This is a genomic window from Clostridium oceanicum (genome assembly GCF_039521385.1).
Taxonomy (GTDB): domain Bacteria; phylum Bacillota; class Clostridia; order Clostridiales; family Clostridiaceae; genus Clostridium_F; species Clostridium_F oceanicum.
In genome coordinates this window covers 553,322-567,009 of record NZ_BAAACG010000006.1, presented here as the reverse complement: position 1 = coordinate 567,009, position 13,688 = coordinate 553,322, and the positions used below count along the sequence as shown (strand labels likewise).

The 13,688-nt window shown below is 25.7% G+C and carries 11 protein-coding genes; 3 read left to right on the top strand and 8 right to left on the bottom strand.

Annotated features, from left to right (window positions below):
* Positions 1-44: 44 nt before the first annotated feature.
* The 4 genes from ABDZ71_RS06115 to ABDZ71_RS06100 all read right to left on the bottom strand — a co-directional run bounded on the left by ABDZ71_RS06115 (position 45) and on the right by ABDZ71_RS06100 (position 2,469).
* The gene (locus tag ABDZ71_RS06115; RefSeq protein WP_343759880.1) at positions 45-764 is read right to left on the bottom strand and encodes an ABC transporter ATP-binding protein; all 720 of its coding nucleotides are present in this window, start codon (positions 762-764) and stop codon (positions 45-47) included.
* A 39-nt stretch (positions 765-803) separates the two neighbouring features.
* Positions 804-1,286 carry a 50S ribosomal protein L7ae gene (locus ABDZ71_RS06110; protein ID WP_343759878.1) on the bottom strand — a complete coding sequence of 161 codons (483 nt, stop codon included), beginning with the start codon at positions 1,284-1,286 and terminating at the stop codon, positions 804-806.
* Between the two features lie 133 nt (positions 1,287-1,419).
* Positions 1,420-1,911, bottom strand: coding sequence for a hypothetical protein (locus ABDZ71_RS06105; protein WP_343759876.1), 492 nt, complete (start codon positions 1,909-1,911; stop codon positions 1,420-1,422).
* 78 nt (positions 1,912-1,989) lie between these two features.
* Positions 1,990-2,469: a 50S ribosomal protein L7ae gene (locus ABDZ71_RS06100; RefSeq protein ID WP_343759873.1), complete on the bottom strand. Its 480-nt coding sequence runs from the start codon at positions 2,467-2,469 to the stop codon at positions 1,990-1,992.
* Between the two features lie 501 nt (positions 2,470-2,970).
* Here ABDZ71_RS06100 and ABDZ71_RS06095 point away from each other — a divergent pair.
* Entirely contained in the window at positions 2,971-3,726 is a 756-nt protein-coding gene (locus ABDZ71_RS06095) for a hypothetical protein (RefSeq protein WP_343759872.1), read from the top strand.
* A 251-nt stretch (positions 3,727-3,977) separates the two neighbouring features.
* Positions 3,978-5,243: a PLAT/LH2 domain-containing protein gene (locus ABDZ71_RS06090; RefSeq protein WP_343759870.1), complete on the top strand. Its 1,266-nt coding sequence runs from the start codon at positions 3,978-3,980 to the stop codon at positions 5,241-5,243.
* Between the two features lie 551 nt (positions 5,244-5,794).
* Here the strand turns inward: ABDZ71_RS06090 and ABDZ71_RS06085 are convergent.
* Together ABDZ71_RS06085 and ABDZ71_RS06080 are read right to left on the bottom strand one after the other, a co-directional pair.
* A complete protein-coding gene (locus ABDZ71_RS06085) occupies positions 5,795-6,979 on the bottom strand; it encodes a zinc dependent phospholipase C family protein (protein ID WP_343759868.1) in 1,185 nt (394 codons plus the stop codon).
* Positions 6,980-7,106: 127 nt separating this feature from the next.
* Positions 7,107-7,976 (bottom strand): ROK family protein, encoded by an 870-nt coding sequence (locus ABDZ71_RS06080; RefSeq protein ID WP_343759865.1) that lies wholly within the window; start codon positions 7,974-7,976, stop codon positions 7,107-7,109.
* Positions 7,977-8,377: 401 nt separating this feature from the next.
* Here ABDZ71_RS06080 and ABDZ71_RS06075 point away from each other — a divergent pair, with 401 nt between their 5' ends.
* Positions 8,378-8,743, top strand: coding sequence for a hypothetical protein (locus ABDZ71_RS06075; RefSeq protein WP_343759863.1), 366 nt, complete (start codon positions 8,378-8,380; stop codon positions 8,741-8,743).
* Positions 8,744-8,814: 71 nt separating this feature from the next.
* Here ABDZ71_RS06075 and ABDZ71_RS06070 read toward each other — a convergent pair whose 3' ends face one another.
* Together ABDZ71_RS06070 and ABDZ71_RS06065 are read right to left on the bottom strand one after the other, a co-directional pair.
* Complete coding sequence (locus ABDZ71_RS06070) at positions 8,815-10,824, bottom strand: methyl-accepting chemotaxis protein (protein ID WP_343759861.1); 2,010 nt, start codon at positions 10,822-10,824, stop codon at positions 8,815-8,817.
* A 466-nt stretch (positions 10,825-11,290) separates the two neighbouring features.
* On the bottom strand, positions 11,291-13,300 hold the full coding sequence (locus ABDZ71_RS06065; protein WP_343759859.1) for a methyl-accepting chemotaxis protein: 2,010 nt from the start codon (positions 13,298-13,300) through the stop codon (positions 11,291-11,293).
* Between the last annotated feature and the right edge of the window lie 388 nt (positions 13,301-13,688).

Genomic DNA, 13,688 nt, shown 5'->3' with positions numbered 1-13,688 from the left:
CATTTCTTAATCCTTTATATACAAGTATAATTTAAACTATATATTTATTTAGCTATCAAATTTATAAATATTTCTTCTATATTATTATCATATTTTTCTTCTAAATCTTTAAGTTTTCCATCTTCAACTATTTTTCCTTTATGAATAACAACAATTCTGTCACATAATTTCTCTACTTCTGGTATTGTATGACTTGAAAATATAATTGTCCTTCCTGCTTTTTTACAGTCTAATATAAAGTCTTGTACAATTTTTGCAGAAGTTACATCTAATCCTATAGTTGGTTCATCAAATAAAACAACAGATGGATTATGAACTATAGATCTTGCAATAGCTACCTTTTGTTTCATACCTCTAGAAAATTTCCCAACTCTTCTATCAAGATATTCTTCCATTTCTAAACTTTTAGCAAGAGATTTTATACTTTTATCAGTTTCTTCTTTATTCATTCCATTAAGCTCTGCAAAATATTTTATATTTTCCCTTGCTGTAAGCCTATCATAAAGCCCTACTTCCCCTCCAAACAAAATTCCTATTTCTCCTCTTACTTTATCTGGATCTTTAGTTACATTATGACCATTTACTATAGCTTTTCCTTCTGTAATTTTAAGCATTGTTGCAAGCATTCTAAGAGTGGTAGTTTTACCTGCTCCATTTTCCCCAAGTAATCCAAGTATTTCTCCATCGTTTGCTTTAAAACTTACATTATCTACTGCTGTTACACCTTTTTTGAATCGCTTAGTTAAATTACTAACTTCTATCATATATTTTAATCCTCCTTATTAATGTTTTTTCTTGTAAAATCAAAAATCTATCTTTTGAAATTCACCTTTATCTATATGTATTTCTAAGGTTATATTTGCTTTTTTATATCCCACTAATTTTATACGATTATTGCCTTTTTTAATTGGTATAGTTAATTTTTTAATTTCACCTTCAGTATTTTTCCCTGTATTTTCTGCAAGTACAGTTACTTTATTATTCGGTGATATTAAAACAATCTTTGCTTTACCACTTTTAACAGAAAAAGTGTATGGAACCTTTAAATTTAAATTTTTATCGCTTTTATATGTCCATATAGTTCCTGTACCACTTAATTTTACTATACCTTTATATATTCCATTTTTGGCAACTTCATGGGTTTCATCTAACCCAAAGGTATCCCCTTCTTTAACTATTTTACTATTATCATTATAAATATTATCCATAGTATTATTGCAACCTATTAACATGCTTATTGAAATAATTAAACTTATAAATATCAGCATTTTCTTTTTAGAAATCATATTTAGTCCCCTTTCATTTAATTTAAATAGACTTAATTATGTTTTTCTATTAGATTGAATTAATTTTTATAATACTAATTATGCTATAGGATAAAATTTTATATTAACATTTACTAATCATAAAATAGATGTTTTAGGATGGGTATATTATATTAAATTTCAATATTCCTTTCATCTTTTCAATATGCTCTGGCAATAGCTTCATCTTATATATAAAGCTTTTCTTATTACTTTTAATTTTTAAAATTTCATTTTCTATTTCATAATTATCAAAATCTTGCCATTTTATAAATCCACCAAATCCTAATTTAATTCCATTTTCACATATTGTATAAGCTTTTTTTGAATATACAGTAACTAAAGTAGGCCAAATGTATATATTATATAAAACCATTAAAAAAGTACTTATTTTCTTTTCTTTATATACAGTATATACCCCATATAAAAGTAGTACTCCCAATAATATCATTATAAAAGATTTTAGTATCACATTATTTACATACTTTCTTCTCATTATAATTTCGCCTGATTTTTTAGCTGTTTTATATTCCGCAAATGAAATACAAAATATAGCAAACATCATAAATATTGCCGTTATACTATCTAAAATCATATCTATTTTCATAGATTCATCTCCTTTGTTACCTCTATTTATAGATTTATATAAATCAAACTATTGTATTCATCTAAATTTATAACATATCTAAAAATCTATCTCTTGAAATTCCCCTATTTCTATATGTATTTCTAAATCTATATCCGCCTTTTCATATCCTACTAATTTTATACGATTGTAACCTTTTTTAATATTCAACTTAAAAACTGATGTTTTTCTTCCTACAGACTCACCACTACTTTCTATCAATGTAGTAATTTTATTATCCGGTGAAATTAAAACAATCTTTGCTTTACCACTTTTCACTAACAAATCATAAGGAGCCTTTAAAGTTATATCTTTATCACTTTCATATTTCCAAATAGTTGCACTTCCACTTAATTTTAATATTGCTGAATAGGTAGCATCCCCTGCTGTTTCTTCAATCATATCTATATTTAAACTATCGTAATCTTTAATTATTTTACTGTTATCATAGTAAATTCTATTTGAGATATCACATCCAGTTAATAAACTTATACTCACAACCAATATAACCCCTAATTTTAACATCTTTTCTAATTTCATATTTGCCACCTCTTGCTATACCTAAGTATATTTAGTTACTTTATATTAGCCCTTTCAAAGTCTAGTCAGAAAAATATTTTTAAAAAAATTATACCATAAATTATACTATAAATGTATAAATAATTATATTTTGGATATATTGTTTATCCAAAATATGTTTCTATCTCTAAATATTAAATCAAAATAATCCTCCTATAATATCAGAACTATTTTATAATATATCAAACAATTAATTAATTTTATATAATATATTTTATTTATATATTTTAATATAACATGTTATATCTCACTCTATAGTAATATATATTTTTTAATATAATGATTAATGTTTTACATAAAATGCTTTTTTATTCACAAAATATACATAACATTTGTTTATATTACATTTTTCTGTTGACTTTTACATTTTAGTAAATTATTATATTAACAATAGTCAGGTTATTAGAAATAATTAGATTATTTTTAATAATTTTCTATTAATAAATTTTTAGGGGGATACTAATGAAAAAAAGGAGAAAATTACTTAAACTACTGATATCAACTTTTTGCTTATCATCAGTTCTTATTTTAGGAACAAAATCAGTATCCGCAGCAGATTCTTTACATCCTAGACAAATGACAACACAGGAAAAAGTAAATACACTACATGATATTTGGAGAAATCCAATACACACTCACCAAAGATACAAAATAGCTCCTGCTAAATTTCCTAGAAGAGGGATAAGCTTTGAATCACACTGGTTTTCTGAACGTGGGAAAATAGCTTGGAACGATCCTAATAACACACTACCCAATCAACCAATGACTGGACTAGATTTAAGTTTACACAAACAACCTTGGAATCCTAATTATGATGATATGATTTCTGTACAAGGTGGCGCTATTCCTTATGAAGCAATTTTACATGGTGGTGATAAAATAACTATTAAAGCACCTAGAAAAGATATTAATCAATACTTTGGTTATAAAGCTTACAATGGTAACGGATGGACTAGCTTTTCAGGAGATGCAAACGCTGCAAATTACCAAAAATTTGAAATTAATATAGCAAATCGTGTTTCCGGCGGTGGCCCAGATAAAAGATTAATATCACTTAAAAATATGGTAAATAACAAATTTTTGTATGTTGATAATGATGGCTTTATTAATTCAGATGGATTAGATACAGAACATTCAAATTCTCAATGGGTTTTCGTTCCTGTAGATTATTTTGGAAATTTACTTGACAAAGATGGTAAGATACTAAAAACTAACTAATAGAATGAAATCTTTATTTATTATAAATAAAAAATTATATATTACTTAATTTTAAAAAGACTTCCTATTAAATTAAGGAAGTCTTTTCTATTTTTTTAAAATAAATATATCTATTTAAATATATTATTTAATTTTATTAAATTTCAAATTAAATTTTTTATTTTTTCTATTTACTAATTATATGTAATCATGTTAATATATAATAAATATTGTATTAATAACTAACATTTCTATAAAAGGGGGATAAACACATGAAGAAAAAAAATTTAGTAAGTAGTTTTTTATTATCTGTTGTTATCGTTTTCAACACTAGCATTACAGCACTAGCTTTTCAACCAGTTAGTCATTGCACCTTAATTGAAGAGATATCAAAAGATCTACCACAAGAAAGTTTAATCGCTAAAGCAATAAAAACATATCCTAATGTAGCAAACTGGGGTGCAAATGGATTAGATCTGCCCTACCTACAACCTGGACAAGTACTAGAAAGAGCACCTTGGGCAGATAGATTTCACTATTATAAAGTAGGTACTTTTGCATCAACCCAATTAAAAAAGGCACTAGCTTCTAAAAATCTAAAAAATATAGCTTTTGCCGCTGGCTGGGTTTCACATATAACTGGTGATTTAGCTTGTCATGGAGTATTTGTCAATCCAGAGTGTGGAGTCTATCTTGATAATGAATCTACAAGAGGACTTCATAAAGATTTAGAAAGTAATGCTGAAATATATGTTTTCAATAAATTAGGTGGAAATAAAATATCAGATTATAACAAAACTAACATATCAGAAAAATTTGCTAACACAAATGATATTCCATTTAAATTTATGAATGAAACTACAAAAGAAGTATATGGACAATCTTCTAGTGAAACAGAAGAAACTATGTGGACTAAAGCTCTTCAACTAGGATTAAAAACGGGAATTGGATATAATTATATTAGTTATGAAGATTCTCAAAAAATGCTATCACAAAATAATAGAATTAAACGTCTTGAAAATGCCTTTGAACAAGGAAAGAAACATGGAATTACTCTTTTAAAGCAAGCAGAATCTGGTGATTATTCTGGATTTACAGATAGATGGAATTTAGATGTTGGACTTAGCAAATCTCCTATGAGTTCTCTTACAGTTACTGTAGAAACAGGAAAAGCTTTCGGAGCTGGAACTGATGACGATATTTATTTTTCTATAGAATTAAAGGATGGTACAGTTAAACAATGGAAATTAGACAAAGTTAATTATAATGATTTTGAATATGGAGACTGTGATGAATACTATCTATATATAAATGATATAGATTTTAATCCTAAAGATGTAGCAAAAACATATTTAACTAAGAAAAATATTTCTAGTATAGGTCCAGATTGGTACTTAAAAAGCTTTAATGTAAACGTAAATGGCATCGATGCTGTAGATAAAGAAGTTAATAAATGGATTGATTCTAAAGAAGATAAAGAAACTGTAGATGTTAACTGGGATCATATTACTAACACATCTGATCCTGATATCAAATAGCTACAGCATTTATATAATAAAAATACTTTAATTGGCTGTGTTTTATTGTATATTTATATTACTTTAATATAGTATCCCTAAAGGTGGAATTTAAATGAGTAAAAATTATTTAAACATTTTAAAATATATATGTATAGTTTTACCACTATCTAGTTTATTTATATTCATAAACTATTTTTCCAAAATAATACCATTTATAAAACTTAATAATATTTCTCTTTTTACTCCTCTTTATATCTCTATTGCAGGAACTATTTTCTGTATAATAACTTTAATTTTAAATAAATCTAAACTAACAAAAATAGCATTAACTCTTAACATTATAATTATTTCTTTATATATTTGTTTTTTACTGTTTGCATTAAAAATGTATCATTAAATATACAAATTGTATAACTAAATTTTACAAAATACTTATTGATTTAATAAAATAAATTAATATATACTCAAATAAAAAGAGAACCTTAAAGGTTCCCTTTTTATTTTCTAATAGCATATTAATAATATTATTTCAATTTTAAAATAAATATTTATATCCTTTAATAAAATATTTATTTTAAAGAAATTTCATAGGTATCGTTTCCTGACATCCATCTATCTATAGTACCTTTAAATATTCTTTTACCTTGCATATATAATTCTATTTCTTTACCTTTCCAATCATCCCCTGCAAATTTCGCTTTTCTTATCCATATCTTATTTAATTTATTAACATCGTAATCTGAATCTTTTATAGTAAATTGGTAAGCTCTATTAGAATTTCTTGTGAAATCATCTCCTGCAACATCACAATTCACTTCTAGTTTTTTACCATCTTCAAATCCCATACCAAAATACATGTAATCATCAGTACCTGCATAACTTACATTATCAGTTTTTATTCTTACAAAAAATCTACCAATTGGATTAGTTAAAGAATTATTTTCATTTTTTGAAACCTCTTGTAAGAATCTATAAACAACGCTAGCAGTACCTATTTGAGCATTTTTCATTGATCCTATAGCAGCATTTTTCCAATCATCCCAACTATTTTTCATAGACACTTTTGATTTAAATCCTTTTGCTTTTTTAGCATATTTTATTGATTGAAGAGATAAAAATTTGTAAAATGGTTCATCAGAATATGAATTATATTCACTTTTATCTTCACCCATTGAACTGATTTTAAAATTATCTTTTTCTTTTTCTACATAATCTTCAAATCCTGCATGGGATGTTCCTGGTCCACCAGTCCAATTTAATGCATGATGAGGCTCATTTAAATCTTCAAAATAGTGAAGCGCTTTCCCAAGTAAATATACAGAATTACTATAATCTCCATCTTTCCAAGAAGCAACAGCTTGTCCCATATAATTCACTGTTTGAGATTCAGCAGTATCTTTTATTGAATATAATGGATATAAAGATGATGTTGTAAAATTACTATTACTATCTGGATCGAAAAAATGATCTTGATATAATCTGTAATCCCTTTCAATATCGACTTCACCAAAATCTGGTGCTACCGATCCTTTTTTATATTGATCCATATTATTTTCAAGTATTTCAATATTTTTTGATACATTACTGTCTAACTTTAAATCATTTTTTATCATATTTAAAGCTTGAACAGATATAGTTTTGTGAGTATCCATAGTGTTAACGTTTTCCTTACTTGACCATGCAAATACTGAAGAATAACATCCTAATGTAATAAATCCAGTTAAAATAATACTTTTTATTGCAATTTTTTTCATTTTAATCCCCCGTTCCCTATTTTTTCTATTATTATATATGCGAAAAATGGATAAGTCAACATAAAATTGTAAAATAAAAGTCAGTAATAAAAATTACTGACTTTTGAGTATAAAATCAATTTTCAACTTATAATATATTTTTAGCCAAAGCTAATGCTCCACAAATACCTGCATTATCTCCAAGATATGGATAAACAATATAATCTTCTATATCTTCCTGTAAATTTTTATGTACAACATATTGATTTAACATGTCTTTTAAATAAGAACGAATTTTAGGGAAAAGTTGTTTTTGCTTCATTACTCCTCCACCTAATATTATTTTTTCTGGTGAAAGTATCAATACAAAGTTTACAAGAGCTTCTGCTATATAATAAGCTTCAATATCCCACGCTTTATGATTTTCACCTAATTCTGTTCCTTTTTTACCCCATCTTTTTTCTATTGACGGTCCACTTGCCATCCCTTCAAAACAACTTTTATGATATGGACAAATGCCTTCAAAGTTATCATCTTTATGTCTATTTAAAATAATATGTCCCATTTCTGGATGAAGCATTCCATGAAGTAACTTTCCTTCTACAACTGCTCCAGCTCCAATTCCAGTTCCTACAGTCATATATACACAACTTTTCAATCCTTTTGCTGCTCCAAAATTCATTTCTCCAAGAGCTGCTCCATTAACATCAGTATCAAAACCTATAGGTATGTTAAAATGCTTTTTTAATTCTCCTAATATATTATAATTTTTCCAACCTGCCTTTGGAGTAGATGTTATATATCCAAATGTATCTGATTTTTCATTTAAGTCTATAGGTCCAAAACTCCCTACACCTAAAGCTTCTATGTTTTTATCTTTGAAAAAACTAATAACCTTTTTCATAGTTTCTTCTGGAGTAGTTGTATCAAACTGTTTTCTTTTTTCTATTAGTCCTTCTTCATTTCCTATAGCACATACAAATTTTGTTCCTCCTGCTTCTATTGCTCCTAACAACATAAGATAACCTCCTTCTATAAATCTTTTAAAACCTATATGTCTAATTATATCAAATTTTTAATAGTTACTTTTTTTAAAATCTTATAATTTAAAATCCTATATTTTATTTTCTTATCCTTCATTAAGCTAATAATCACAAATATATAAAATTAATCTATAAATTATAGTATACATATATATGCTACTATTTATTTACACATATAATGAAATAAAATTTAGCTATAAAAAAAACTAATACTAGCCCTTATTAGTATTAAGAATCATAATAGGTTTAATCATTTTCAAATTTTAGTAAATTTGATATAATTATAGAAAAATATTACATATTATTCAATGATACAAATTATAACAACTATAATTTTAAAAGCAAATACCATTTTACCCTAAGAAAGGTGATTTTGTTGAATAAACTTACTTTTGAAAAACTACTTTTAACCTATGCAATATTAACTATAATAGCAGTATCTGTTAAAAATAAAAATCTTGAAATAATTCTTTTAAATTCTATAATTTTTATATCAATCTATTTTGAAACTAAAAATACTTCCATAAATAAGTTTGATATAAAAGCTTTAAGAAGTTTCATGTATATAGGACTTGCTTACCCTATAATTTGTATTCTAAATTCTTTAACTAAAACTTATAAATTAACTGATATTAGAAATCCAATATCTTATTTGATTTTTTTAGTTATTTCTATTCTTTTAATAAGCATATTTTATTTTAAATTAAAATCTTATAAGTTGAAACATCTAAACCATGAATAAAAATAACACTATAAATTCCAAAGATTAAAATAGCAAAATCTCCTACTGATTAAACAGTAGGAGATTTTGTTTTAAACATTAAATATTTCAACTTTATCTTTCATATCTTTTGTCATAACATTTAATTTTTTAGCTGTTTCTTCAACTTCCATTGATATAGAAGTCATTTCTTCTGATGATGCTGATATTTCCTCACTGGATGCTGAAACTTCCTCTGACACTGCTGATATATTTTCTATTTTTTTGATTATGTCTACTTTATCTTTATCAATTTTTAACGTTGCATCAGTTGTTTTTTTAACTTTAGGCATAATATCATCTACTGCATTTGTTATTTTTTCAAAAGATTTTAATGTTATATCTATCATGCTTTCCTGTTTTTCTAAAGTCTTCTTAACTTCCTTTGTATTGTTGGACATGTTTCCTGTATCAGTTACAACATTTGAAACTATACTTGCTATATTTTCGGAAGAATTTCTAGATTCTTCTGCAAGCTTTCTTATTTCTTCTGCAACTACAGCAAATCCTCTTCCTGATTCTCCAGCTCTAGCTGCTTCTATTGCAGCGTTTAAAGCAAGTAGATTAGTTTGCTGTGCTATAGAATTTATTAAATCTGTTATTTCATTTATCTTATCTACATTAGTTTCAACAGCAACAGTTTTTTCTATTAAATCATTAAAAGTATTCTTAACATTTTTTACTGATATAATAAGTTGATTCATATGTTCATTGCTTTCATCTGCTGTTCCCTTTATACCTTTTGTACCTTCTTCAATATCCTCAACAGATTTAGAAGCTTCTTCTATGCTGTATCCAAACTGATTTAATATATCAGTTATTTGTGATAGCTCCTGTGCTTGATTTTGAGTTCCTTTTGCAACTTCTTGTATACTTAAAGTTACATTTTCACAAGATGTTGTCATTTCATTTGATGCATTATATAATCCATCAGATTGATTTTCAATATTTTTTGATGTATCTTTTATAGAATCTATCATTCCTCCAACGGAACTTTTCATCTCATTTATGGATCTTGCCATTTTGCCTATCTCATCTTTACTTTCTAAATGTTTTTTGCTTATATCAAATCTTAAATCTCCACTTGAAGCTTTCTCTATATATTCTACTCCATTTTCAATTCCTTTTGACATTTTATGAGATATAAATCTTGTAAAAACTACACCTACAATCAAAGCAATTATGCTTGCTATTATTATACTTTTAACTAAAACATTAAGTTGTAATAAAACCTCTTTCTTTGTTATAACCGCTGCAACAACCCATCCTGTACTTTTGATACTTGAAAAAGCCATAACCTTGTCTACGCCTTCATAATTATATTCTGAAGTACCTTCTTTTTTGCTTATCATCTTTTTAACAGCTTTACCAACACTTTTAAATTTAGAATCTTTTTCTGCTTTTTTCATATAACTAATTTGATTATTTACTACAGTCATATCTTTATCAGCAATAGTTACTCCATTTTTATCTACTATAAAAGAACTATTACTATTTCCAATTTTTATTTGCTCCATAAGTTTATTAAATTCTTTCATATCCGTAACAGAAGTTATAGCTCCAATTACTTTTCCATTTGATTTTATTGGAAAAGTGCACATAACTTCAACTTTTCCATCTACTTCACTTTTTAAAGGATCTGTTACATTTTCTTCACCTTTAAGAGCTTTTACTATATTCTCTTTTTCACCAATATTTATTTTGTTTCCGTCAGTATATATAACGTTTCCATTAATGTCTACTATACCTATTCTTAAATCATTATTTATTTTTGCTTCTTCTTTTAATAAATTCATCTTTTCAGTTATACTAGCTTTTTCATTTTTTATCAAAGGTATATTTGCTAAAGTTTCTAAATTTTTAAGTTTAGTTTTTATTTTTTGATCTACAAGCTTAGAAGTTTGATTAGAAAGTTGTGGTAAAATAAGATTCACAGTATTGTTTAATGCTCTACTAGATATAAAATAAGATGTAGCACCAAAAGATATACATCCTATTGCTAATAAAATAGAAAAATAAAATATGATTTTGTATTTTATACTACTTAAATTAATTTTTTTCAATATACTATCCCCCCTAGTAATTTATTGAAGTATACTATCCCATTGTCATCTTGTTTATACATACTTTTACTTACATTGGTTTTATATATAGTTTTCGTTCATTTTATTAGTATATTTAATAATTTATATGAAAATAATACATAATTATGTTTTTATACCTCTATATGTTATATTTATATAAATATAAAAAAAGAAAAAGTATCTATAATTTAAACATTCTAAAATGCCTATCCTATAGATACTTTTTCACCTAAATCCCTTTTGTTTTAATCCGTTTACATTTTATATATATTAATTTGTTAAGTATTTAATACAGTTCATCTAATTATCTATATTTCATAGATTTTAATATTAAATACCTTACTCTTTATTTTTACATATTAATACCAAACATGTCAACATTAATTTTACATTATATTTTTTTCATTATATTGAATTTTTTATATAATTTTATCCTTTTAAAAAATTATATATTAAATATATCAACTTTATCTTTCATGTCTTTTGTCATATTATTTAACTTTTTAGCTGTATCTTCAACTTGATTTGATATAGCAGTCATTTCTTCACTTGAAGCTGATATTTCTTCACTTGAAGCTGAAACTTCCTGAGACACTGCAGATATATTTTCTACTCTTCCTATTATATCATCCTTATCTTCACTTATTTTAAGAGCTGCCTCACTTGTAGTTCTTATTTTAGGCATAAGATTATCAACTGTTTCAGTTATTTTATCAAAAGACTCTGCTGTAATATCTATACTTTTTTCCTGTTTTTCTAAAATATTTTTAACTTCATTTGTATTATTGGACATTTCTCCTGTATCACTTACAACAGTTGAAACAATTGTAGCTATATTTTCTGAAGAATTTTTACATTGCTCTGCAAGTTTTCTTATTTCATCTGCAACTACAGCAAAACCCTTACCAGCTTCACCTACTCTGGCTGCTTCTATTGCTGCGTTTAAAGCAAGAAGATTAGTTTGTTCTGCTATTGAATTTATTAAATTCGTTATTTCATTTATTTTATCTACATTAGTTTCAACATTTCTAGTCTTTTCTTCTAACTGATTAAAAGCATGGCTAACGTTTCTAACTGATATAAGAAGATTATTCATATGTTTATTACTTTCATCTGCTGTTTCTTTTATGTCAAAAGAACTTGTCTCTATATCCTTAACAGATTTTTCTGCTTCTTCTATTTTCGCTCCAAATTCATTTAATATTTGAGTTATCTTAGATAATTCTTCAGCCTGTTCTTGTGTCCCTTTTGCAACTTCTTGTATACTTAAAGATACATTTTCGCAAGAGTTTGTCATTTCATTTGAAGCAGTATAGAGTCCATCTGATTCATTTTCAATACTATTAGAAGTATCTTTTATTGAATTAATCATATCACTAATAGATTTTTTCATTTCATTTATGGATTTTGACATTTTTCCAATTTCATCATTACTTTTTAAATGCTTTTCATTAATTTCAAAGCTAAAATCACCTTGAGATGCTCTCTCTATATATTTTACTCCATTTTCAATTCCTTTTGCTATTTTAGCAGATATAAATCTTGTAAATATTAAACTTAAAGCTATCACCACTAAAGCTGCTATAATTATGCCCTGTATAAGCTTTGAAAGTTGTGATAAAACTTCATGTCTAGTTATTACAACTCCAACAACCCAACCTGTACTTTTGATTGTAGAAAAAGACATAATTTTATCTGTACCATCATAATTATATTCTAAGGTTCCTTCCTTTTTATCTATCATGGTTTTTACAGCTTCACCTACAGCTTTAAAATTAGAATCTTCTTCTCCTTTTTTTATGTAGCTTACTTGATTTCTAACAACTTCTATATCTTTATCTACTATAGTTACTCCTTCTTTATCTACTATAAAAGAACTTTTAGTATCTCCTACACTTATGTCATCCATAAATTTATTAAAGGCTGCCATATCTAAAACAGAAGAAATAGCACCTATAACCTTACCATTTGACTTTATTGGAACAGTATATACTGTTATAATTTTACCATCAATTTTACTTTTGCTTGGATCCATTATACAATTCTCGCCTCTAAGAGCTCTTACTATATTTTCTTTATCTTTAATATTTAATTTACTTCCATTTGTATATATAGCATTACCCTTGGTATCTACTATTCCCATTCTTAAATCACCATTTATTTTAACTTCTTCTTTTAAAAGCTTTAGCTTTTCTTCTATTTTAATTTTTTCATCTTTCATCATAGGAATATTAGCTAAACTTTCTAAATTTTTAAGTTTACTTTCTATTTCTTGATTCACAAGTTTCGAACCTTGTTTTGAAAGTTCTGGAAGCATTAAGTCTACTGTATTATTTAATGATGACTGAGATATTAAATAAGATGTTATTCCAAATGCCACACAACCTAAAACCAACAAAATAGAAAAATAAATCATAATTTTGTGTTTAATACTGCTTAAATTTAATTTTTTCAATATAAAACCCTCCCCTTATGCTTATAACAAATTCTAAGCACACTATATTTCACTTTATTTCTACATAATTTTTAGAACCCTAATATATATTTTCGTACAATATATTAATAAATTTAATATTTTATATGAAATTACCCTATAATTATGTTACTCTAACTATATATGTTTAAAAATTGAATATATTGTAACCCTTAAATCCCCTTTGTCGAATTTTGTCTAAAAACTATATATAAATAAAAAACAGTATACAAATCCCATTAAACAAATGGTATTTTTCTAATAATGTTATAAAGGAAGGTAATAAAAAACATCTAACTAATAGAATATACACTTGCATTCATACTAATAAAAATAAGAACCAGAAAAACTTACTGGTTCTTCAATCTTT

Excerpts from the sequence above, each read along its gene's own strand:
- ABDZ71_RS06115 (WP_343759880.1), bottom strand. The coding sequence starts at position 764 with ATGATAGAAGTTAGTAATTTAACTAAGCGATTCAAAAAAGGTGTAACA.
- ABDZ71_RS06110 (WP_343759878.1), bottom strand. The coding sequence starts at position 1,286 with ATGATTTCTAAAAAGAAAATGCTGATATTTATAAGTTTAATTATTTCA.
- ABDZ71_RS06105 (WP_343759876.1), bottom strand. The coding sequence starts at position 1,911 with ATGAAAATAGATATGATTTTAGATAGTATAACGGCAATATTTATGATG.
- ABDZ71_RS06100 (WP_343759873.1), bottom strand. The coding sequence starts at position 2,469 with ATGAAATTAGAAAAGATGTTAAAATTAGGGGTTATATTGGTTGTGAGT.
- ABDZ71_RS06095 (WP_343759872.1), top strand. The coding sequence starts at position 2,971 with ATGAAAAAAAGGAGAAAATTACTTAAACTACTGATATCAACTTTTTGC.
- ABDZ71_RS06090 (WP_343759870.1), top strand. The coding sequence starts at position 3,978 with ATGAAGAAAAAAAATTTAGTAAGTAGTTTTTTATTATCTGTTGTTATC.
- ABDZ71_RS06085 (WP_343759868.1), bottom strand. The coding sequence starts at position 6,979 with ATGAAAAAAATTGCAATAAAAAGTATTATTTTAACTGGATTTATTACA.
- ABDZ71_RS06080 (WP_343759865.1), bottom strand. The coding sequence starts at position 7,976 with ATGTTGTTAGGAGCAATAGAAGCAGGAGGAACAAAATTTGTATGTGCT.